At 70.0% G+C, this 21,567-nt stretch carries 18 protein-coding genes; 10 read left to right on the plus strand and 8 right to left on the minus strand.

Features of this window, described 5'->3' with window-relative positions; genetic code table 11:
- Positions 1-270: 270 nt before the first annotated feature.
- On the plus strand, positions 271-996 hold the full coding sequence (locus ACH4EW_RS16020) for a tetratricopeptide repeat protein (protein ID WP_398257635.1): 726 nt from the start codon (positions 271-273) through the stop codon (positions 994-996).
- A gap of 55 nt (positions 997-1,051) precedes the next feature.
- Here the strand turns inward: ACH4EW_RS16020 and ACH4EW_RS16025 are convergent, their stop codons facing one another.
- Positions 1,052-2,335, minus strand: coding sequence for a DUF1015 family protein (locus ACH4EW_RS16025; protein WP_398256880.1), 1,284 nt, complete (start codon positions 2,333-2,335; stop codon positions 1,052-1,054).
- A gap of 71 nt (positions 2,336-2,406) precedes the next feature.
- On the opposite strand from ACH4EW_RS16025, the gene ACH4EW_RS16030 reads away from it, so the two are divergent.
- Together ACH4EW_RS16030 and ACH4EW_RS16035 are read left to right on the plus strand one after the other, a co-directional pair.
- Entirely contained in the window at positions 2,407-3,435 is a 1,029-nt protein-coding gene (locus ACH4EW_RS16030) for an HAD hydrolase-like protein (RefSeq protein WP_398256882.1), read from the plus strand.
- Positions 3,436-3,607: 172 nt separating this feature from the next.
- Complete coding sequence (locus ACH4EW_RS16035; protein ID WP_398256885.1) at positions 3,608-4,450, plus strand: ABC transporter ATP-binding protein; 843 nt, start codon at positions 3,608-3,610, stop codon at positions 4,448-4,450.
- 59 nt (positions 4,451-4,509) lie between these two features.
- Here ACH4EW_RS16035 and ACH4EW_RS16040 read toward each other — a convergent pair whose 3' ends face one another.
- On the minus strand, positions 4,510-4,857 hold the full coding sequence (locus tag ACH4EW_RS16040; protein ID WP_398256887.1) for an SCP2 sterol-binding domain-containing protein: 348 nt from the start codon (positions 4,855-4,857) through the stop codon (positions 4,510-4,512).
- 43 nt (positions 4,858-4,900) lie between these two features.
- Here ACH4EW_RS16040 and ACH4EW_RS16045 point away from each other — a divergent pair, with 43 nt between their 5' ends.
- The 6 genes from ACH4EW_RS16045 to ACH4EW_RS16070 all read left to right on the plus strand — a co-directional run bounded on the left by ACH4EW_RS16045 (position 4,901) and on the right by ACH4EW_RS16070 (position 10,927).
- Entirely contained in the window at positions 4,901-5,251 is a 351-nt protein-coding gene (locus ACH4EW_RS16045) for a hypothetical protein (protein WP_398256890.1), read from the plus strand.
- Positions 5,252-5,258: 7 nt separating this feature from the next.
- Entirely contained in the window at positions 5,259-6,074 is an 816-nt protein-coding gene (locus tag ACH4EW_RS16050) for a TlyA family RNA methyltransferase (protein WP_398256893.1), read from the plus strand.
- Entirely contained in the window at positions 6,071-6,976 is a 906-nt protein-coding gene (locus tag ACH4EW_RS16055; protein ID WP_398256896.1) for an NAD kinase, read from the plus strand. Before ACH4EW_RS16050 ends, ACH4EW_RS16055 begins: the two co-directional genes overlap by 4 nt.
- Positions 6,977-7,084: 108 nt before the next feature.
- A complete protein-coding gene (recN, locus tag ACH4EW_RS16060) occupies positions 7,085-8,830 on the plus strand; it encodes a DNA repair protein RecN (protein WP_398256899.1) in 1,746 nt (581 codons plus the stop codon).
- A gap of 56 nt (positions 8,831-8,886) precedes the next feature.
- On the plus strand, positions 8,887-9,651 hold the full coding sequence (locus ACH4EW_RS16065) for a hypothetical protein (protein ID WP_398256902.1): 765 nt from the start codon (positions 8,887-8,889) through the stop codon (positions 9,649-9,651).
- Between the two features lie 178 nt (positions 9,652-9,829).
- Positions 9,830-10,927, plus strand: a complete 1,098-nt coding sequence (locus ACH4EW_RS16070; protein ID WP_398256905.1) for a glycosyltransferase family 4 protein — start codon at positions 9,830-9,832, stop codon at positions 10,925-10,927.
- Positions 10,928-10,954: 27 nt separating this feature from the next.
- Here ACH4EW_RS16070 and ACH4EW_RS16075 read toward each other — a convergent pair whose 3' ends face one another.
- The 4 genes from ACH4EW_RS16075 to ACH4EW_RS16090 form a co-directional block, all read right to left on the minus strand.
- Positions 10,955-12,580 carry a PucR family transcriptional regulator gene (locus ACH4EW_RS16075; RefSeq protein WP_398256908.1) on the minus strand — a complete coding sequence of 542 codons (1,626 nt, stop codon included), beginning with the start codon at positions 12,578-12,580 and terminating at the stop codon, positions 10,955-10,957.
- Between the two features lie 286 nt (positions 12,581-12,866).
- Positions 12,867-14,660 (minus strand): TniQ family protein, encoded by a 1,794-nt coding sequence (locus ACH4EW_RS16080; protein ID WP_398256911.1) that lies wholly within the window; start codon positions 14,658-14,660, stop codon positions 12,867-12,869.
- Positions 14,657-15,799 carry an AAA family ATPase gene (locus tag ACH4EW_RS16085; RefSeq protein WP_398256914.1) on the minus strand — a complete coding sequence of 381 codons (1,143 nt, stop codon included), beginning with the start codon at positions 15,797-15,799 and terminating at the stop codon, positions 14,657-14,659. Before ACH4EW_RS16085 ends, ACH4EW_RS16080 begins: the two co-directional genes overlap by 4 nt.
- Entirely contained in the window at positions 15,786-17,942 is a 2,157-nt protein-coding gene (locus tag ACH4EW_RS16090; protein WP_398256917.1) for a helix-turn-helix domain-containing protein, read from the minus strand. Before ACH4EW_RS16090 ends, ACH4EW_RS16085 begins: the two co-directional genes overlap by 14 nt.
- An 83-nt stretch (positions 17,943-18,025) precedes the next feature.
- Here ACH4EW_RS16090 and ACH4EW_RS16095 point away from each other — a divergent pair, with 83 nt between their 5' ends.
- Complete coding sequence (locus ACH4EW_RS16095; protein WP_398256920.1) at positions 18,026-18,487, plus strand: GNAT family N-acetyltransferase; 462 nt, start codon at positions 18,026-18,028, stop codon at positions 18,485-18,487.
- A 20-nt stretch (positions 18,488-18,507) separates the two neighbouring features.
- Here the strand turns inward: ACH4EW_RS16095 and ACH4EW_RS16100 are convergent, their stop codons facing one another.
- Complete coding sequence (locus ACH4EW_RS16100; protein ID WP_398256922.1) at positions 18,508-19,239, minus strand: TnsA-like heteromeric transposase endonuclease subunit; 732 nt, start codon at positions 19,237-19,239, stop codon at positions 18,508-18,510.
- A 218-nt stretch (positions 19,240-19,457) separates the two neighbouring features.
- Positions 19,458-21,260, minus strand: coding sequence for a glycoside hydrolase family 15 protein (locus tag ACH4EW_RS16105; protein ID WP_398257637.1), 1,803 nt, complete (start codon positions 21,258-21,260; stop codon positions 19,458-19,460).
- Positions 21,261-21,567 lie beyond the last annotated feature (307 nt).

Consider the following 21,567-nt stretch of genomic DNA (forward strand, 5'->3'; position numbering starts at 1 on the left):
GCGGGTGGGTTCGATCGGCGTGATGACCGGCCGCGTGGCCCCCGTCGTGACGACGACAGCCGCGGCGGTGGCTACCGTCGTGACGACAGCCGTGGCGGGGGCTATCGCGGGCAGCGGGACGACCGTGGTGGCCGGGGTGGTTACCGCGGGCGCGATGACCGTAGTGGGTATGAACGGCGGGACGACCGGGACCGTGAGCCCATCAAGCGGCTTCCGATTCCTGACGACGTCACCGGTGACGAGATCGACAAGGACGTGCGGCAGGAGCTGATGAGCCTGCCGAAGACCCTGGCCGAGGATGTCGCCAGAAATCTCGTCATGGTGGCCCGGCTGATCGACGAAGACCCTGAGCAGGCCTACGCGTACTCGCGCATCGCGTTGCGGCTGGCCTCGCGGGTCGCTGCCGTGCGTGAGGCGGCTGGGTTTGCCGCGTACGCGACGCAGAAGTACTCGGAGGCGCTGGCGGAGTTCCGGGCGGCCAAGCGGATGACCGGTTCCGTGGAGCTGTGGCCCGTCATGGCCGATTGCGAGCGCGGACTCGGGCGGCCCGAGCGGGCGATGGCCATGGCCGGCGAGCCCGAGGTACAGAAGCTGGACAAGGCCGGTCAGGTCGAGATGCGTCTGGTGGCTGCCGGGGCCCGTAGGGACATGGGGCAGATCGATGCCGCCATCGTCACGCTGCAGAGCTCCGAGCTCGCCTCGAACGCCGTGCACCCGTGGACTCCGCGACTGCGCTACGCGTACGCGGACGCGCTGCTGGCGGCGGGGCGCGAGGACGAGGCGCGTGAGTGGTTCGGGAAGGCGCTGGAGGCCGACAAGGACGGCGCCACCGATGCCTCGGACCGGCTCGCCGAGCTGGACGGTGTCGAGTTCGTCGACGCCCTCGGCGAGGACGAGGACGAGGACGACGCCGCTCAGGCGCCGGCCGCCGCTGCGGATGACGGCACGAGCGACGGCAAGGACAAGAAGGACGAGGACGGTACGTCCGAGTCGTAAGGCATGAGAAGGGCGGCACCCCGGAAGGGGTGCCGCCCTTTTGTTGCCGTGGCGGTCAGTCCAGGGTGAGGCTTCGCAGGACCAGGCCGGTGGCCGGCTTGGGGCCGAAGGAAGTCGACTTGCGGGGCATGGTGACGCCCTGCAGGGCGAGATCCCGGACGACTTCTTCGCGTACCGGATGCATCAGGACCGCCGTGGCGTTGTGACGTTCGGCCTGTTCGACGACGGCCGCGGTGTCGTGTATGTACGCGATGTGCTCCGGGGCATCGGGGATCTGCCAGACATGGTCGAGCAGAGCCGCGTGCAGGACCGTCGCGTCGAGGGTCTGCCAGGCGGTCGGACGGTCGGCCGGAATCGTACGGGACAGCAGGTCGGCGTCAGGACGGTCGATGAGGTGGAACCCGCCGTCGCCCGCGAGCAGGAATGCGTTGCCTTCGGCGGCCGCCTCGGCGAGTGCGTCGAGGGCCGGGGGGAGCGGGCCCTCGACGTCACGGATACGGAAGAGGCTGTTCAGCGTGGCGAGTGCGTCGGCGACCGGGAGGCTGCGCAGGAGACGGTGGATGGCGCGGACCCGCAGCGGATAGCGGGCCGTGTCGACGAGGAGGACCAGGCCGAAGTCCCAGGGGCCGGGAGCGGTGTGCTCCTGCTGGAGGCGGAGGTAGGTGGCCCAGCGGTGGTGGCCGTCGGCGATCAGGGCCTGGTGACGGGCGAGATCGGCCACGATCTCGGCGCGGTCGGCCGGGTGAGTGACCCCCCAGAGCCGGTGGCTGTAGCCGTCCTCGGTGGTGGTGGCGAGGAGCGGTGTCCGGTGGATGGTCCGTTCGATGACGGCGGTCGCGCCGGTCGGGTGGCCTTCGCTGCGGTAGGTGAGCAGCAGCGGTTCGAGATGGGCCGCGGTAGTACGCATCAGGTTGGCCCGGTCCTCGACGACATGGGCCATCACGTCCTCGTGCGGCAGCACGATGCCGTCGGCGGGGGCGGAGAGCGCCAGCGCCCCGACGATGCCGCGTTGCAGGATCTCGGCGTTGCGCTGCTCGTAGACGTACAGCGCGGGCTCGGGATCGGGAGCGAGTATGCCCTCGGCCAGCCAGCGGTTCAGGGTATCGGCGGCCTGCGTGTGGCGGGCCGCGGCCGTGTCGGCCTGCGGCAGGATCAGCCGGACGATGTTGTGCGGATCCGCCGACTCCAGGTGGTGCAGGCCGTCGGGGCGCACGACGACGTCGTACGGCGGTGAGGTCACCGCGGCAAGACTGCCGACCCGCTCGGGGACGTATCGCAGTCCACGGAAGGGGATCAGACGCAGTCCCTGGCCGGGGCCGGTCGGACCTGATGTGTTCATTTCTGCATCGTATGTGTGTGGCCGGGATGCGCGATGATCGGGACAGAAGTACGGATTGAGGAGCGCAAAGAATGAGTCAGGTGAGCAGGACCAGGCCGAGCGGCAGCAGCACCGCGTTGAACGAGGCCTACGACACGGCGCTGCTCGATCTCGACGGGGTGGTGTACGCGGGCGGTCATGCGATCGTCCACGCTGTCGACTCGCTGGGAGCGGCGCGGGACGGCGGGATGCACCTGGCGTATGTGACCAACAATGCCCTGCGGACCCCGGCCGCGGTGGCCGAGCACCTGACCGAACTCGGGGTTCCGGCCGAGCCCGCCGATGTGATCACCTCGGCGCAGGCGGTGGCCAGGCTGATGGCCGATCAGCTGCCGGCCGGGGCACGTGTGCTGGTGGTGGGCGGCGAAGGGCTGCGCGTCGCGCTGCGGGAGCGCGGCCTGGTGCCGGTGGAATCGGCGGACGACGGGCCGGCCGCGGTGGTGCAGGGGTACGGCGGGCCCGGCATGACGTGGGGGCGGTTCGCCGAGGCCTCGTACGCGATTGCGCGGGGGGTGCCGTGGTTCGCGTCCAACACGGATCTGACGATTCCGAGTGCCCGGGGGATCGCGCCGGGGAACGGTGCGGCGGTGGAGGTCGTACGGATCGCGACCGGGGCCGAGCCGCAGGTGGCCGGGAAACCGTTGCCGCCGATGCACCGGGAGACTGTGCTGCGGACCGGGGCCCAGCGCCCGCTGGTGGTCGGGGACCGGCTGGACACGGACATCGAGGGCGCGTTCAACGGTGGCGTGGACTCGCTGCTGGTGCTCACCGGGGTGACGGACGCGGCGCAATTGGTGGCCGCCGAGCCGAAGCGCCGGCCGACGTATGTGGACGCGGATCTGCGGGGGCTGCTGACCGGGCAGCCCGATGTGACGCGGAGGGGCGACGGGTTCGGCTGCGGTGGCTGGACGGCGTCGGTGCGCGGTGACGACCTGGTGCTCGAAGGGGAGGGGGACGTACTCGACGGGCTGCGGGCGCTCTGCGGGGCGGCGTGGTCGTACGCCGGAGACGGCTCGTGCGGGCTGGACGCGGGGAAGGCGGTCGCCAGGCTGGGGCTGTGAAAGACGACTCCCGGTAGCGCGAGTTCAAAATAGGATAGGCTAACCTAACTTTGTTCTGTTCGGTGTGCCGCTGCCCGGATGGCCGGCCCACCCGGCCGGGCGCGGCCTCGGCCGCCTCTCGTGGTGAAGGACGACCTCGCACCCGATCTCCTCCGACTCCGGGAGTACGACCATGCAGCGCCTCACCGCGGACTCGGTGACCCTCGGCTACGACCAGCGGGTCATCGCGGAGAATCTCTCGGTCGAGATCCCCGACAACTCGTTCACGGTGATCGTCGGCCCCAACGCCTGTGGCAAGTCGACCCTGCTGCGCGCGCTCTCACGGATGCTGAAGCCGAACCGCGGGCGGGTGCTCCTGGACGGGCAGACGATCCACGGGATGCCGGCCAAGAAGGTCGCCAAGACGCTGGGGCTGCTGCCGCAGTCCTCCATCGCGCCGGACGGCATCACCGTCGCCGACCTCGTCGGGCGCGGCCGGTATCCGCACCAGGGGCTGCTGCGTCAGTGGTCGCCGGACGACGGACGCATTGTCGAGGAATCGATGGCGGCGACCGGAGTCGATGCGCTTGCCGATCGCTATGTCGATGAATTGTCCGGCGGGCAGCGGCAGCGTGTCTGGATCGCCATGGCGCTCGCCCAGCAGACGCCGCTGCTGCTGCTCGACGAGCCGACGACGTACCTCGACATCCAGCACCAGATCGATGTCCTCGACCTCTGTGCGGAGCTGCACGAGACCCAGGGGCGCACCCTGGTGGCCGTCCTGCACGATCTGAATCATGCCGCGCGTTACGCAACGCACCTCATCGCGATGCGGGAGGGCGAGGTGATCGCCGAGGGGGCGCCCGGCGAGGTCGTGACTGCGGAGACGGTGGAGAGGGTCTTCGGGCTGCGCTGCCAGGTCATCGATGATCCGGAGACCGGAACGCCGTTGGTGGTACCGGCCGCACGCAAGCCGCGGAGCGGCGCCGTGGGCGTGCAGGGCAGGACGTCTGCCGGGGTGCCGGCGGGGGACTGACCGAACGAGGGCCTGCCCTCAGTGGCGGGACGGGCCGGCAAAGCGGACCTGCCCCGCCGCTACAGCAACGCCCTGAGTCTCAGCAGGTCGCGGAAGCCGGCCTCCAGGCGGACCCGGCCCGCCCCCCATGCCCTGGCGAAGTTCAGCTCGCCGTTCACCATGGCCACCAGGTCGTCGCCGGTCATCGCGAGCCGGATCTCCGCCCTCTCCCCGGGCGGGCCGTCGACCGTGTCCAGGACCTGGATCCGGCCATTGGTCAGCCGGCCGGTGAAGGTGATGCCGAGGTCCTTGATGTGGCAGCTCAGCGAGCGGTCGAGGGCAGCCGCGCTGCGCACGTCGCCGTCGGCCCCCGCGAGGTTGTCGGAAAGTTTGTCGAGTGCGCTGCGGCACTCCGCCATGGTCGCCATCGTGACAGACGGTACCGCAGCCCTTCGCGGTAGCGTTTCCCGCATGAGCGACTCGATGCCGGATCCCGGGCCGGCAGCCGGAACAGCGCCCGGAGTGACACCCGTGGACGCGGCGGAATGCCGGTCCGGCAAGGGCGCGGTCCCGGCTGCCGCAACCCCCCTCGACCCCGCCGCACCCGTGCCCCTCGGCGTCGGGCGTACCCCCACCGGCAACGCCGGGGTCGACACCCGGCTGGAGCGTCTCGCCGATGCGGACCACCTCCCGGCGGACGGACATATCGAGGTGTACGAGGATGTACATCGTGGGCTGCGCGACGCGCTGACCGCGCTGGATGCCAGGCCCGCACCCGCACCGGTACCCGCACCGATGCCCTCGTACAACAACAGGAGCTGAACCGAACGTGGCAGGAGTCGCACGTCGCCGTCTCGACGCAGAGCTGGTACGCCGCAAGCTCGCCCGCTCGCGCGAGCACGCGAGCCAGCTGATCGCCGCAGGGCGGGTGACCGTCGGCGGAAACACCGCGACCAAGCCCGCCACCCAGGTCGAGACCAGCGCCGCGGTCGTCGTGATCAAGGACGACAGCGACCCCGAGTACGTCTCGCGCGGCGGGCACAAGCTCGCCGGCGCCCTCGCCGCCTTCGTACCCCTCGGGCTGAAGGTCGAGGGGCGGCGGGCGCTGGACGCCGGGGCGTCGACCGGTGGCTTCACCGACGTACTGCTGCGGGCCGGCGCCGGCCATGTCGTCGCCGTCGACGTCGGCTACGGGCAGCTCGCCTGGTCGCTCCGTTCCGATGAGCGCGTCACCGTCAAGGACCGCACCAACGTACGGGAGCTGACGCTGGAAGCCATCGACGGGAAGCCGGTGGACCTGGTCGTCGGCGATCTGTCGTTCATCCCGCTGGGGCTGGTCCTGCCAGCCCTGGCGCGCTGCGCCGCCCCGGACGCGGACCTGGTCCTCATGGTCAAGCCGCAGTTCGAGGTCGGCAAGGAGCGGCTCGGCAGTGGCGGCGTGGTGCGCAGCCCCGAGCTGCGGGCCGAAGCGGTACGGGAGGTGGCGCGCCGGGCCTGGGCGCTGGGCCTCGGAGTGCAGGGGGTGACCGCGAGTCCGCTGCCGGGGCCCTCGGGAAATGTCGAGTACTTTCTCTGGCTGCGGGCCGGAGCACCTGAGCTGGAACCCGCAGATGTCGACCGTGCAGTGGCGGAGGGGCCTCGTTGACGACGAATGCGGCACGAACTGTCTTTCTTTTGGCGCACACCGGCCGCCCGGCCGCGATCCGCAGCGCCGAGCTGGTTGTACAGGGACTGCTGCGCAGCGGTCTCGGTGTACGGGTGCTGGCCACCGAGGCGGCTGATCTCCCGCTGCCGCCGTCCGTCGAGACGGTCACGGACACCACGCCCAGGGCCATGGACGGCTGTGAGCTGCTGATCGTGCTCGGCGGGGACGGGACGCTGCTGCGCGGCGCCGAACTCTCCCGCGCCTCCGGGGTGCCGATGCTCGGCGTCAACCTCGGCCGGGTCGGCTTCCTCGCCGAGGCCGAACGGGACGACCTGGACAAGGTCGTGGACCGGGTCGTCACGCGGGCATACCAGGTCGAGGAACGGATGACGCTCGACGTCGTCGTGCACAGCAACGGCGACATCGTCCATACCGACTGGGCGCTCAACGAAGCGGCAGTGCAGAAGGTGTCGCCCGAGCGGATGCTGGAGGTCGTCCTGGAGATCGACGGCCGGCCGGTGACCGGGTTCGGCTGCGACGGGATCGTCTGCGCGACCCCGACCGGATCGACCGCCTACGCCTTCTCGGCCGGCGGACCCGTCGTCTGGCCCGAGGTCGAGGCGCTGCTGCTGGTGCCGATCAGCGCCCATGCGCTGTTCGCCAAGCCGCTGGTGACCTCGCCCACCTCGGTGCTCGCCGTCGAGGTCCAGCAGCACACCCCGCACGGGGTGCTGTGGTGCGACGGGCGCAGGACCGTGGAGCTGCCCGCGGGTGCACGGGTCGAGGTGCGGCGCGGTGCGGTGCCCGTACGGCTTGCACGGCTGCACCACGCCTCGTTCACGGACCGGCTGGTGGCGAAGTTCGCGCTGCCCGTCTCGGGGTGGCGGGGCGCGCCGCACTGACCGGCGGACATTGCCCCGGAGGCGGTGCGAATGCTTCCGGAGCACACGGGAGAGTGAACCCCGGGTGGCGGGGCCCGTCGCACTTCGAGGCCCGGACCTCGTAAGGTCATGTCCGTGTTGGAGGAGATGCGGATACGGTCACTCGGAGTCATCGACGACGCGGTGGTCGAGCTGTCGCCCGGTTTCACCGCGGTGACGGGTGAGACCGGCGCGGGCAAGACCATGGTCGTCACCAGCCTGGGGCTGTTGCTCGGCGGGCGTGCCGATCCTGCCCTGGTACGGATCGGGGCCAAAGCCGCGGTGGTCGAGGGGCGGATCACGGTGTCCGAGGGCGACGCCGTGGCTCTGCGGGCCGAGGAGGCCGGGGCTGAACTCGACGACGGCGCGCTGTTGATCAGCCGTACCGTCTCCGCGGAGGGGCGTTCCCGGGCGCATCTCGGCGGCAGATCCGTGCCGGTGGGGGTGCTCGCCGAACTCGCCGACGAACTCGTCGCCGTGCACGGCCAGACCGACCAGCAGGGGCTGCTCAAGTCCGCGCGGCAGCGGCAGGCCCTCGACCGGTACGCGGGCGACGGTGTCGCAGTGCCGCACGCCAAGTACGCCGCGGCCTACCGGCGGCTGCGGGCCGTCGTCACGGAGCTCGACGAACTGACGACGCGTGCCCGCGAACGCGCCCAGGAAGCGGATCTGCTGCGCTTCGGACTGGGCGAGATCGCCGCGGTCGAACCACTGGCGGGCGAGGACGGCGACCTGGCCGCCGAGGCCGAGCGGCTGGGCCACGCCGAAGCGCTCGCCTCCGCGGCGGCCCTCGCGCACACCGCGCTCGCGGGCAACCCGGAGGACCCGGAGGGCGTCGACGCGACGACCGTGGTCGCGGCCGCCGGACGGTCCCTGGACGCCGTGCGCGCCCACGATCCGGCGCTGGCCGCGCTCGCCGACCGGATCGGCGAGATCTCGATCCTGCTCGCCGATGTCGCGGGCGAACTGGCCGGGTACGCCGACCAGCTGGACGCCGATCCGCTGCGGCTCGCCGCGGTGGAGGAGCGGCGAGCCGCCCTCACCGGACTCACCCGCAAGTACGGCGAGGACATCACCGCCGTGCTCGCCTGGGCCGAAGAAGGGGCCGCCCGGCTGACCGAGCTGGAGAGCGACGACGACCGCATCGGCGAGCTGACGGCGGAGCGCGACGCGCTGCGTGCCGAACTCTCCGGCCTCGGGCAGGCGCTGACCGATGCACGTACCGGGGCGGCGGAGCGCTTCGCCGAGGCGGTTACTGCGGAGCTGGCATCCCTCGCCATGCCGCACGCCCGGGTCTCCTTCGACATCCGGCAGACCGAGGCGGCCGACGAGGCGTCCGGCATCGAGATCGGCGGGCGGAGCGTGGTCTACGGGCCGTCCGGCGCCGACGAGGTCGAGCTTCTGCTGGCCCCGCACCCCGGTGCCCAGCCGCGGCCGATCGCCAAGGGCGCGTCGGGCGGTGAGCTGTCCCGGGTGATGCTCGCCGTCGAGGTGGTGTTCGCCGGTTCCGATCCCGTACCCACATACCTCTTCGACGAGGTCGACGCGGGCGTCGGCGGCAAGGCGGCCGTCGAGGTCGGGCGGCGGCTCGCGAAGCTCGCCAGGTCCGCGCAGGTGGTCGTCGTCACGCACCTGCCGCAGGTGGCGGCCTTCGCCGACCGGCAGTTGCTGGTCGAGAAGACCGTCGACGGGGCGGTGACCAGCAGCGGGGTCACGGTCCTGGAGGGCGAGGACCGGGTACGGGAACTGTCCAGGATGCTCGCGGGACAGGAGGACTCGCAGACGGCACGAGCCCATGCGGAGGAACTACTGGCAGCGGCGCGGGCGGACGGGTAGCGGGGGCTCGGCGGCCGCCGGGCGGTCGCGGCGGAACGCTGCGTAGCCTGGCCGGCATGGGAGCAACGTTCAGCAAGGCCGCAGTGTCCGGTGCCGTCGCCGCCGCCGTCGCGGGGGGTGCGTACCGGGCGCTGCGGGCCCGGCCACGCAGGCGCTGGCAGCGCACCAACTACGCGGGCCGTACCGTCGATCTGTACGCGGGCCCGGCCGTCGCCCTCGGCGCCGCAGCCGGAACCGCCGTCCTCCCACTGCCTGCGCGTACCCGGTACGCCGCCGTGCTCGCCGTACTCGCGGCCGGCGGCTGCGGTGCGTACGACGACCTCGCCGGTGCGGACGATCCGCGCCGCGGGTTCCGCGCCCACCTGGGTGCGCTGCGGGACGGCGAGCTGACCAGTGGCGCGGCGAAGCTCTTCGGGATCGGGGCCGCCGGGCTGGCGGCCGGTGCGCTGCTCAAGAAGCTGCCCGTCGACCGGGTCCTCGCCGGCGTCGTGATCGCCGGAAGTGCGCACCTCGTCAATCTCATGGATGTACGGCCCGCCGCGGCCGCCGCCACCGTGCTCGCCCTCGGGGCCCCGGGCCTGCTGGGGGGCGTACTCGCCGCCGCGCCGATGGGAGCCGCGGCAGCCCTCGTCGCCGACGACCTGGGGGAGCGCACCATGATCGGGGACACCGGGGCCCACGCACTGGGCGCCGCACTCGGTGTCGCCATCGTCGCGGGCCGCGGCCGGGCCGGACTCGTCGCCCATGCGGCGGTGCTTGTCGCGGCGACGGTGTACGGGGACCGGGTCAGCCGGCTCGCCCGCATGCTGTCGGACCGCTGACAGGGTCCACGGACCTGGCAACATTGCGCCACCTTTTCACCCGTGCGGGTGGTACGTCATGGCCGGTAGCTGTTGTACGCAGCGGGACAGTGGCTCAACTGTGCCGGAACGTGCGTACGGACTGGCATCCTTGGCGGTGCCATCACCGCCCACTCGGGAGCCCCGGGAGCCATTCAACGTGTCACAGCTGCGTACGGTCCAAGTCCTGGGCGGCGGCAGCGCGGGCAGCAGCGCCCACGTCAGCTCGCTGGCCGCAGGGCTGGTGGCGAGAGGCGTGCACGTCACCGTCTGTGCCCCGGCCGAACTGGACCGTGCCTACGGCTTCTCCGGTACGGGTGCCCGGTTCGCCGCCGTGCCGCGGCGCAGTGATCCCGCCGCCGTCGCCGCGCTGCGCACCGCCTGCCTGACGGCGGACGTGGTCCACGCGCACGGCCTGCACGCCGCCGTACGCGCCGCTCTTGCGCTCGGCGGCCGCCGTATCCCGCTGGTTGTCACCTGGTATGCCCGTGCCCACGTCGAGGGCTCCCGCCGTCGGCTGCTTCATCTGATGGAGAGAAGGGCCGCCCGTGCGGCGGCAGTTGTGCTCGGTACGACATCGGACCTGGTCGACCGGGCGCGGCGCCGAGGAGCGCGCGATGCCCGGCTGTCGCCGGTCTCCGCCCCCGTACCGCGCGTGCCCGCCGACATCCACGAAGGCAAGGCGCGGTCCGAACTCGGTGTGGTGGAACGGCCGTTGATCGTCTCGTGCGGGAGTCTCGTACCGCATCGCGGGTACGACATGCTGCTCGACGCCGCACGGATATGGCGCGAAATCGATCCCTTACCACTGCTGATCATCGTGGGGGAGGGGCGGGAGCGGGCCGCTCTGCAGCGCCGGATCAGGGACGAGGAACTGCCCGTCCGGCTCATCGGCAGCCGCGACGACATCGCAGAACTTCTCGCCGTCGCCGATCTGGCCGTGCTGTCCAGCCGGTGGGAGGCGCGGTCGGTGCTGGCCCAGGGGGCGCTGCGGCTGGGCGTTCCGCTGGTCGCCACCGCGGTCGGAGGGGTGCCCGAACTCGTGGGGGACGGGGCGGAACTCGTACCGTACGGGAACGCGGAGGCGCTCGCGCGGGTGGTGAGCAGGCTGCTCGGCAGTCCGGAGCGGCGCGCGGAGCTGGTGGCCGCCGGGCGTGCACAGGCCGCGAGTTGGCCGACGGAGGACGACACGATCGCTCAAGTGCTCAGCATCTACGACGAGTTGACGAAGCCCCTGGTGGTGGCGCGGACGCGGTGAGCGACTGCTCGGCGGACGGGCCCGCCGCTACGACGTGTAGCGGCGGGCCCGGAGGGCCAGGCTCAGGGCCAGGACCGCCTGGGGGTCGTCAAGGTCGGTGCCGAGCAGTTCACCGATGCGGCCCAGCCGGTTGTACAGCGTCTGACGGTTCAGATGCAGTTCGCGTGCCGTCTCCGCCTTGCGGCCCGCGTGGGCCAGATACGTCTCCAGCGTCGGCAGCAGCGGAGGGCGAGAGGTGCGGTCGTGATCGCGCAGCGGACCTATCGCCCGGTCCACGAACGCCGCAAGATCCGGATGGTCCCGCAGCCGCCACAGCAGCAGATCGATGTCCAGGCGCCGGGCGTCGTACCAGGGCCGGTCGCTGAGACCGTGCGCGGCCGTCGCCGTCTCCGCGGCGTGCCGCAGCCCCGCGCCGGCAGCCGCCCAGCCCCCCGCCACGCCCACCACCACGACCGGCGGATGCGATCCGGCACGCTCCAGACCGGCCCGCTCCACACCTGCCCGCAGCGCCGCCGCGACGCGGTCCGCGACCGCCGTGCGCTCCGTATCGGACCGTAGCCCCAGCAGCACCGGAACCCGGCCCTCCACGGGACGTACACCGAGCAGCACCGGCACACCCACCGACGAGAGCTCCTCCAGCACCGCCCGTGCCAGCAGCGCCCAGTTCCCCGACCCGGACAGCTCGGGGGCCAGCCGCATGACCACGGGCAGCAGCGGCATCTCACCCGGCTTGAAGCCCAGTACGCGGGCCTGCGCCGGCGCGTCCTCCGGCGTGATCCGGCCCTCGGCGAGATCCGTCAGGAAGTCGCCCCGGCCGCGCGCGGCAAGCTCCTCCTCCTGGCGGGCCTGCATCAGCACGACGGCGAGAATGTCCGCCGCCCGTTCCGCCGCCATCCGGTGCACCGTCATCAGCGGCCCGGCCACGGCCAGCAGTACCAGCCTGGCCCTTACCGAGCCGGTTCCGGGGCCGCCGCCCGGCACATCCACCAGCACCGAACCGGTGGGCGGTGTCTCACGGGCCGCCCGGTCGCCGCGCATCCCGTCCCACACCTGGAGCGGATCGACGGACACCGGGCCGGACCCGGGGCCCGCCGCGTACAGCAACTGGCCGTCCGCCGTCTCCAGGAAGACCGGGTTGGCCGTGAAGTCCGCCAGGATGCCCAGCACCTGCGGCACCCCACCGCCGCCGAGCAACGCCTCCGTGCACCGCCGGTGCACATCCTCGGCCTGCCGCAGCAGCGCGTAGTGACCGTTCACGATCTCGGTGTGGATCTCCTCGGTGACCGCTACGAACGGCACCTCGCGATGCAGCTGCACCAGCGGCAGACCGGCCGCGCGGGCGGCGTCCACGATCGATGCGGGCAGCCTGCTGAAGCGCGGCCCGAGCTCCACCACCAGGGCGGCGATCTGGCGGTCGGCGAGCCTGCGGACGAAGGCGCGCTGCTCGGCGGGGCGGGTGCCGAGCCCCAGACCCGTGGTGAGCAGCAGCTCACCGCCCTTGAGCAGCGATGCGATGTTCGGGACCTCGCCCGCGTGCACCCAGCGCACCGTTCGGTTCAGCCGGTCCGCGCCGGCCACCACCTCCGGGAGCCCGCTGCGCAGCCCCGGCAGCTCAAGGGCTCGCTGCACGGTGATTCCGCCTTGGGTCTCCACTGGTTCCGGCCTCGCGTTTCCATTCGGGTCGGGCGGGTAGTCGCCCTGATTCAGGAAGGTACCGGCCCCGCGTGCCGGAGGCGCGCCCGGCACAGGAGCTGCGCGCCGCGCCTGTCCGGTGGAGGGGCAGGCCCCGCATCCGCCACGCCCGCCCCTCCCCGGAGTGTAGGTTCCCTTCGCTGCTGGCCACTGGTTGTGCTGTGACCTGCGGTTTCTGCTGTTGGTCCCAGTGGTATGTCCACGGGTCTGTTCCATGATCGTGTCCTTTTCCTCCGGGCTGTCCTGCTCATTTGGTCTCCGTGAGCTGGGTGAGCGACGGTTGGAGGCGCCGTGCGATTGGGGTCAGCGAGTAATAGGTGCGGCCCCGGCGCCCCCTTGCCCGTTCGGTCGGGGTTTCGCGGCGGCTGGTGAGCCAGCCGGCTCCTTCGAGGCGTTTGAGTTGCTTGAAGATCGTGTTCGTGGGCATGCCGGTTGCTGCCTGAATCTGAGCCAGACAGTTCTCCTGATCCCTTTGGGCGAAGAGATGTCTCAGGAGGGGCAGCGTCGGAGGAGGAATGTGGAGTTGGCCGTTGTCCTGGGCGTCGGCATGGAGATTGGTCAGCGCGCCGCGCTCACCGTCGGCCGCGGCGATTGCGGCACTGATCGCGTCTTGGCCGGGATTTTTCTCGATCCGCGATCCGAGTTCGTCGTGCATGAGTTTCCGGACGTCCTCGCGGTCGAGGTCACGCAGGAGACGGGTTCCTCGTCTGGTGGGGTGCTGTGGAGAGTGCCGGACCGATCGGTGGAAGAGCTCGGCTCCAACAGCGCATTCCAGTTGGTCGAGTTGCATCGTGAGCGTGCCCGGCTGGAGACCGAGGTAGTTGGCGCTGCTTGTGAGTGTCGGAAAGAATATGCTGATCTGGAAACGGCGTAGGCGGCGCCAGCCGTGAAGTGTTTCTTCCGCTGCTGCCCGAATGTCGGGCGGAATTGATGTATCGAGCTTCGTAATGAGAGCTGGACTACTACGGCCTGATGGCCGGCGCGGGATTCCGAGTTGTTCGAGGCGACGGTGGACGGCATCGCGGTGGGTGCCGACTTCCTGGGCGATGTCACGGCCGGTTCGTTTCTGTGTGACGTATTGCTCGCGGAGCCATTTGTCGTTGAACGTCGGTGGTCGGATTCCTCCTCGATGAATGGTGACGCCGAGGCTTTTGGCGTGGCGGACTACGTGCGCGATGGGCATACCTACTTCTCTGGCAAGGATGGCAAGGCTTTTCCCGCCCTCGGTGTACTCGCGCTGCAGGAATTCAGGCGTCAGGATCCGGACGCGGCGTTCGTGGAAGCGCCAGCTGCCCAGCGGGGACTTCGACTTGGTGGCGTCCGTGAACGCGGCTTCCCAGGCGGAACGGCAGTCGGTGCTCATCCTGCGCAGGTCGGACGGTTGCAGGGACTCGGCGAGCGTGGACAACAAGCGGTCCGCCTCGACGAAGACGTCGTCAGCAGAGGTGAAGGGATGCAGAGTGATGCCGTTGATCTCGGTCTGGGACTGAACGATCGGATGACCGTGACCGAGGCTGAGCTGTGGCGCTCTGCTCAGGTCGGCGCCGCAGACGTTCCTCCTGCCGGTCCGGCGCATGCAGTGTCCGCGTGGATGCAGGTGCACGGCCCTGGGCAGGAAGTAGCGCGGTTCGCGACCACAGCTCGGACAGACGCGATGGAGGAGGGTGTGGTGCTTGGTGCAGGCGAAGGCCCAGGGCAGCCACCAGAGCGTCGGCCAGCGGCCCTCGCTGTCACGCAGACACTGGGGACAGAATCGCCAGCTGGGCGCCCGGAGGCCGAAGATCTCGGCGGGCAGGACGGCAGTGTCAAGGCAACGTGCAGGCAGTGTCACCTGCTGTTCCAGCCGCCGTAGTGCCCTGCCGGGGAGGGAGGTGATCAGACGGCTCGTTCGCTCCCTGGCCGGCACCTCGGGCAGGCCCAAAGCGTCCAGCAGAGCCGAGAGCGAGGTCCAGGAGCGTCGGGCGAGAGCCTCCAGCCAGCTGTCGAGGCTTTCCCCGGGGCGGGGCATGACACGGATCGCCAGGGTGCGCAGTTCACTCATGCCGCCTTCTTCCCTGGCCGGCTGACCAGGCGGCCGGAAGCGAGGGCGTGCTGGAGTTCCGCGCGGGCCTGCTCGGCCGCGGCGTCGTTCTTCACCTGGTCCAGAAGTTCCTTGTCCAAGCGTTCGGCGCCGGTGCGTACGGCTCTCTGGCAGCCGCGGTTGATCAGCGTCATGAGCGAGCCGATGTGTCCGGTGCTGCGGGCGAAGAGTTCGTCGGACAGATCGTCCGCGATCATTCCGGGGTACTTGTCCGCGAGGACGACGCGTTCCTCGACCCCGAGGAGTGTGTCGCGCCAGTCCTTCCGCCCTTGCTCGGAGGAGATGGTGAACGGGTCCATATCGAGCCGGGTGGTGCGGCGCCCGGTCTGTGCGAGAACCGCGTCTTCGTAACTTGAGCCTTCGCTGAACAGGCCCCGCTTTTCCAGACCGACGCCGATCATGAGCAGGGTAACCGGGAACTCGTTGGCGATATATTTGAAGTGGTTGCTGACTTCGATCCCGTTCTTGTTCCGCCACTTCAGGAAGTGCAGATCGTCGACAATCAAGAGTTGAGTCTCCGCAGACAGAATCGAATCTAGGGCGCGGTAGCCGAAGTCGGCGGCGGTCCCGCGGAAGCGGCCGGGATGCCCGAAGTACTCCAGGATGGCTCGGTTGAAGTCGCGCATTCCGGTGTTGCTGGTCAATCCGACACGGCAGACTGGCCACCGTTCGTGGCCCTCGTCGGTGTACTTCCCTTCCTCCTCGATGATGCGGCGATGGACCTTTTTGGCGAAGGCGAGCACGGCTGTGGTCTTCCCGAGTCCAGGGAATGCATCGAGGGCGATTCCCCCCTTTACTTTGTCGCTGTCCTGATCGTTGCTGTCGAAGATGTCCCAGAGATCTTCGTGGAGGGCTTTCATTTGTGGTGTCCCCAGCGGGCCGAGGTTCGCGTGCCATTTGCGGCGGTTGCGGTTGTATTCGGCAAGGGCTTTTGTGCCCAGTTTCTTCAGCTGGCGGCGGGACAGCAGCTCCGGACGCTTCCTGCGCGGGGCTTCGGCCAGGCGGCCGAAGCCTTCCTTGCGGGACAGCGTGAGGTGATCCAGCCGGGAGCGCAGATCGACTTCCCCGGCCTGGGCGCGGGTCGGCTTACTCGTCGTCATCGATGTCCTTCAAGGCAGTGGCGTAGAAGTCGAGTTCTTCTTCCAGCTCCTCCAGACCGTCGGCGTCGTCATCGCCCGCCTCCGGCTCCCGGTCTGGGACGGCCTCGATCGCTGGAGGCGCCGGCTGCTCGGGAAGGGACAGCACGCGGGCGACGGACGGCAGCGAACTGACGTCGTCGGCCTGCTGCTCGGGAAGATCCAGGGCGACCTGTTCGCGGGAGAGCCGCAGCGCCATCCGCCGTTCGACCAGGGAAGTGCCAAGGCCGAGGTTCCACCGCTTCAGCAGCAGGGCCATGGCGAGCCGATCGTCGGGATAGGTGTACTCCTTCGCCGCCAGATGCCGGGCGAACTGCAGCGCTTCCTCGCTCAGCGGCATGGCCAGGCTGGGCGCGTGTTCCCACTGAAGCGTGTGCCAGATGCGCTCGTGGTCCCGGAAATGGATCCGGGTGACATCGTCGGGGTCCGCGAAGAACTCCAGCCGCCGCTTGTCCAGGTCGATGTCGGAGCCGGCCATGTCCCGCAGCCCGTCAAGGCAGCCGCCGTTGTAGCGGCGGCCGTTGATCTCGACACCGTAGTGCTGGACCGTGCGCATCGTGACGTCAAGGAACTCGTAGGCCAGGTGCGGGTCGCGGGGCACCTCGATGTAGCCCGCCCGCGCGAGCCCATGCTCGAACATCGCCGCCGGGGACAACTCCACCTTCGGCAGGTGCGGATCGACGAGACCCTCGTGTGGCCTGCGGTGATACGTCACCGCGGTCCACTCCCGGATGATCGCCTCCAACTCGTGGTGGAAGAAGAAGGCGTCCTTCTCCGGGTTCAGCCCGCGCGAGTGGATGTCCGGTCCCTTGTAGCCGGGCAGCCGCTGCAGCAGGTCTTCCCGCAGCGTGCGGAAATACCGCTCCACCGGCCCCTTGTCGCGGCCCGTGCGCAGCCTCGCCGGCTGCACCGAGATCCCCATCCGGCGGCAGACACTGGTCAGATGCGCCGACAGGTAGATCTTGCCGTGGTCGACGATCAACGTCTCGGGCGCCACCTTCGGGCCCCAGACCCCGGTGACGGGACCGTGGACTGCCTCGGCCTCCACCAGCACCCCGCGCGGAATGCCGTGCTCGGGCCAGGCAGCTTCCCTCGGCCAGCTCTCCGGAACCGGCTGAGGACGGTAGGCCTGGTAGAGGACGGCCGCGGCGTCGATCGCCTTCGTCGACACCGGCGTCACCCGCAGGCCGACGATGCAGCGGGTGTACCAGTCCATCGCGACGGTCAGCTCCGCCTGCATCCACCGCAGCGTCACCGGGTCCAGCGCGAACACGTCCAGCCGCGTGGTGTCCATCAGCACGTACTCGCCCGGCCGCGTGGGCCGCAGCTTCCCGTAGACCCCCTTCGGCCGATCGGCGATGTCCCGGTTGCGCTGCGTACTCAGCCGGAACGTCGGATGGCGCCGCTCCAGCTCCTGCATCCACCGATAGGCCGTCGTCCGCGGCGGCACCGGCACCTTGACCAGCTTGAACTTGGTCCTGACACGGGCCTCGACTTCCTCCAGCACCACCTTCACCGAGGGCCGTGACTCCTCCTCGTACTCCTTCAGCACCTCCTCCGCGGCCTCGACCCAGCGCGGATCGGCGTTGCCCAGCCCGCTGTCCGCCCGCGCGGTCTTCGGCACCAGCCCGGCCTCGCCCAGCTCTTGGAAGGCCCGCGCCCACCGGCGCACCGTCCGCTCGGTCACCCCTAGCTCCGCCGCCTTGGCCTCATACCGAGCCCGCAGGGGCAAGCCAGGGGCATACTGCGGGCGCGGCTCATCCGGCCGTGGGAGGTCCTCGCTGCCGGAGCGGTAGCCCGTCAGCATCTCCCGGACATGCTCGGCTCGCTCCAGGACGTCCTTCTTCTCATCCTTGGTCAGCCGGTTCAGCACCACGGCCGCGAGGTCCTCGTCATCGCCGGACGACGAACGCGCCCTGTCGTGGATCAGCTCGGCACGGTCCGAAGTCAGCAGCTCACGCAGCGACATCCGGGCCAGCCGATCACGTCCGTCCTTGAGGACGACCTCCATGCCCGTGGCCAGGCTGGCGAACTCCACGACCTCGACCGTCTCGCCATCGAGCCGGAAGTGCGTTCCGACCCCCAGCCTCGTCCCCGCCCCGCTCATGCGACTCTTCCTTTCTCCTGGGGCTGCCGCAGGAGGCTGCGGGGTGCGAAGATCGAGAGACCCACATTTGACGGGGGGCGTAGATGAGCGTGCTGATCAGGCCAGCGCGGGTGACAGAAGCCGAGATCCTGAGCGACTTGGCGCTTCGATCCAAGGCGCATTGGGGTTATGACGCAGAGTTCCTTGACGCGTGCAGAGACGAGCTCACCGTTGGCGCGAATGAGGTCGCAAGCCGACGAGCCATGGTGGCTGACAGGGACGGTCACATCCTGGGCTTCACGACCCTTGAAGGAGGGCCACCCACAGGCGTCTTGGGCATGATGTTCGTTGAGCCGCAGGTCATCGGCCAGGGGATCGGCCGCCTGCTGTTCGAACACACCATCGCTGCCGGGCGAGAACTGGGGTTTGCCCAGCTCACGATCGACGCTGACCCGAACGCCGAGCCTTTCTACCGTGCGATGGGCGCAGTACGCATAGGAAACGTCCCTTCTGGCTCCATTGCCGGCAGGGTGCTTCCGCAGATGGTCGTCACTATCCAGCACTGAACCAGCACTGATTGACAACGTCATTGGGCCGCCCTCCGCAGCACGTGCCCCACACTCAGCGGCCGGTCCAACGAGGTCGTCACGTGCCCGGACCACAACAGGTGCAGCACCGCCGACTTCACCAGCGGCCGGGGACACTGCGGGAGCAGCCGGAAAGCATCGCGCAGCGACATCCCGTCCAGATCCGCGGCCCGCAGCGCGGACACCAGATCCGGGTCGAACAGCCAGGCGCGGCGGTAGCCTGCGAGGAACCGGACGTTCTCCAGCACGTACGGATCCGGTTCACTCCACACTTCGTACTGCCACCCGCGCGAAGTGACCGCCTCCCGCGTCCAGGCGAACGTGAAGGCGACCTCCGGCTTCTCAAGCCGGTGACGCGGCTTGACGTCCACGACCACCGGGCCGTCGTCCGTCAGCAGCAGATAGTCCGGGATGTGCTTGCGGACCTTGCCGTCAACGTCGGCCTTGAGCAGGAAGGGCTGGGCGACGATGTGCCGCACCTCCGGGGCGAAGTCAGCGAACAGCAGCCGACCCAGCTCCAGCCGCGACTCGTAGATCACGTGATCGCCGACGGTGGCCGCCCAGTACGTGCCCGAATAGTGCTGCTGCCCCTTGTACCAGCGGAACGTCCGCCACGGCCGGGCCTCCCGCAGCAGCCCGAGCGGCGCCGATGGCCACTCCAGGTCCTCCACCACGGACTCGTCACCACGCCGGACGCTCAGCCGTACCGGCGCGGCCACCGCTGTACCCATCGGACCACCGACCCCGCGTTTCCCGAGGCGGCCCCACTGGCCGCCGAACGCCGGGGTCCTGCCCCGGCCACGCACGCAGACGCTGACCGGGGCGGTCCTGTACACAAAGAGGGGAACTACTTGCTCACGGGGCATGAATCCCATCCCCCTGTCCTTTTGGCCACGCGGTGGACATCACCGGTGGGAAGAGGACACGGGATCTGGGATCCCACACGGAGTCAGCCGATGTACGCCCCGCTCGCCGTCAGACGCAGCGCCGTGTCGATCAGCGGCACATGGCTGAACGCCTGGGGGAAGTTCCCCACCTGGCGCTGCAGCCGGGGGTCCCACTCCTCCGCCAGCAGGCCCAGATCGTTGCGCAGGGACAGCAGCCGCTCGAAGAGCAGGCGTGCCTCGTCGACCCGCCCGATCATCGCCAGGTCGTCCGCCAGCCAGAACGAGCAGGCCAGGAACGCACCCTCGTCGCCCTCCAGCCCGTCCACGCCCGCGTCCTCGCCCCTGGTGGGGTAGCGCAGCACGAAGCCGTCCTCCGTGGACAGCTCGCGCTGGATCGCCTCGATCGTGCCGATCACACGTTTGTCGTCCGGCGGCAGGAAGCCCATCTGGGGGATCAGAAGAAGGGAGGCGTCCAGCTCCTTCGATCCGTAGGACTGGGTGAAGGTGTTGCGTTCCTGGTCGTAGCCCCGGTCGCAGACATCGCGGTGGATTTCGTCACGCAGTTCCCGCAGCCGCTCCAGCGGACCTTCCGCGTCCCCGGACTCGATCAGCTTGATGGTGCGGTCGACGGCGACCCAGGCCATCACCTTCGAGTGGACGAAGTGGCGGCGCGGGCCGCGCACCTCCCAGATGCCCTCGTCCGGCTCGTCCCAGTGCTTCTCCAGGTACTCGATCAGCTTGAGCTGGAGGCCCGTCGCGTAGTCGTTGCGGGTCAGGCCCGTCATGTGGGCGAGGTGCAGCGCCTCGGTGACCTCGCCGTACACATCCAGCTGGAGCTGGTTCGCCGCGCCGTTGCCGACCCGGACCGGGCCGGAGTTCTCGTAACCGGGCAGCCAGTCCAGCTCGGCCTCGCCCAGCTCGCGCTCGCCCGCGATGCCGTACATGATCTGCAGGTTCTCCGGGTCGCCGGCGACCGCCCGCAGCAGCCACTCGCGCCAGGCACGGGCCTCCTCGCGGTAGCCGGTGCGCAGCAGGGAGGAGAGGGTGATCGCGGCGTCGCGGAGCCAGGTGTAGCGGTAGTCCCAGTTCCTGGAGCCCCCGATGTCCTCGGGCAGGGAGGTGGTCGGCGCGGCGACGATGCCGCCGGTCGGCGCGTAGGTCAGGGCCTTGAGGGTGATCAGGGAGCGGACCACGGCCTCGCGGTAGGGCCCGTGGTACGTGCACTGCTCGACCCATTCACGCCAGAAGTCCGCGGTCGCGTCCAGCGAACTCTCCGGGTCCGGAAGACCGGGCGGCTCGTGGTGCGACGGCTGCCAGCTGATCGTGAACGCGATCCGGTCCCCGGGCGCGACCGTGAAATCGGAGTACGTCGTCAGGTTCTCGCCGTAGGTGTCGGCAGGGGTGTCCAGCCAGACGGAGTCCGGGCCGGCGACGGCGACCGTACGGCCGTCGACCTTGTGCACCCACGGTGTGACCCGCCCGTAGCTGAACCGCATCCGCAGCTCGGAGCGCATCTCCACCCGGCCGCTGATTCCCTCCACGATCCGGATCACCTGCGGCGCACCGTCACGCGGCGGCATGAAATCGGTCACTCTGACCGTTCCGCGCGGTGTGTCCCACTCCGATTCCAGGATGAGGGAGTCCCCGCGGTAGCGGCGGCGGTCCGCGGACAGCGGCTCCGCCCCGTCCTCCCGCGCCGGTGACAGGCGCCAGAAGCCGTGCTCCTCGGTACCCAGCAGTCCCGCAAAAATAGCGTGTGAATCGAAGCGGGGAAGGCACAGCCAGTCCACTGTGCCGTCCCGGCAGACCAGGGCAGCGGTCTGCATGTCTCCGATGAGTGCGTAATCCTCGATGCGCCCGGCCACGTGCATCTCCAGTCGAACGGCCATGTCGCCCCGTGGGGCATTACTGCGGGTCAAGAGGTAGTCGCAAGGGTCGTTGTGGGGGAACCTGCGAGCTCGGTACCTCGCCCGGAGCGAGTGTCCGAGCAGGATACGACGCACCCGGATGATCTGCGCGACTGTCTCAGTAACGTGCCTGCGCCGAACGAGTGGGGCGGGAGGGTCTCGCGGCGATCAGGCCGGTGAGCGTGCGGGGTGTGGCCGGAAGCAGGCTCCCTTCGTCGCTGATACCCTGGTAGCCCGTGGACCGGTGGTCGTCCGCAACAGCAGA

This window comes from Streptomyces sp. NPDC018000 (assembly GCF_044328025.1).
Taxonomy (GTDB): Bacteria; Actinomycetota; Actinomycetes; order Streptomycetales; family Streptomycetaceae; genus Streptomyces.

Coding starts and splice junctions, on each gene's coding strand:
- ACH4EW_RS16020 (WP_398257635.1), top strand. CDS start 271: ATGAGCCTGCCGAAGACCCTGGCCGAGGATGTCGCCAGAAATCTCGTC.
- ACH4EW_RS16025 (WP_398256880.1), bottom strand. CDS start 2,335: ATGAACACATCAGGTCCGACCGGCCCCGGCCAGGGACTGCGTCTGATC.
- ACH4EW_RS16030 (WP_398256882.1), top strand. CDS start 2,407: ATGAGTCAGGTGAGCAGGACCAGGCCGAGCGGCAGCAGCACCGCGTTG.
- ACH4EW_RS16035 (WP_398256885.1), top strand. CDS start 3,608: ATGCAGCGCCTCACCGCGGACTCGGTGACCCTCGGCTACGACCAGCGG.
- ACH4EW_RS16040 (WP_398256887.1), bottom strand. CDS start 4,857: ATGGCGACCATGGCGGAGTGCCGCAGCGCACTCGACAAACTTTCCGAC.
- ACH4EW_RS16045 (WP_398256890.1), top strand. CDS start 4,901: ATGAGCGACTCGATGCCGGATCCCGGGCCGGCAGCCGGAACAGCGCCC.
- recN (WP_398256899.1), top strand. CDS start 7,085: ATGTCCGTGTTGGAGGAGATGCGGATACGGTCACTCGGAGTCATCGAC.
- ACH4EW_RS16065 (WP_398256902.1), top strand. CDS start 8,887: ATGGGAGCAACGTTCAGCAAGGCCGCAGTGTCCGGTGCCGTCGCCGCC.
- ACH4EW_RS16080 (WP_398256911.1), bottom strand. CDS start 14,660: ATGAGTGAACTGCGCACCCTGGCGATCCGTGTCATGCCCCGCCCCGGG.
- ACH4EW_RS16085 (WP_398256914.1), bottom strand. CDS start 15,799: ATGACGACGAGTAAGCCGACCCGCGCCCAGGCCGGGGAAGTCGATCTG.
- ACH4EW_RS16090 (WP_398256917.1), bottom strand. CDS start 17,942: ATGAGCGGGGCGGGGACGAGGCTGGGGGTCGGAACGCACTTCCGGCTC.
- ACH4EW_RS16095 (WP_398256920.1), top strand. CDS start 18,026: ATGAGCGTGCTGATCAGGCCAGCGCGGGTGACAGAAGCCGAGATCCTG.
- ACH4EW_RS16100 (WP_398256922.1), bottom strand. CDS start 19,239: ATGGGTACAGCGGTGGCCGCGCCGGTACGGCTGAGCGTCCGGCGTGGT.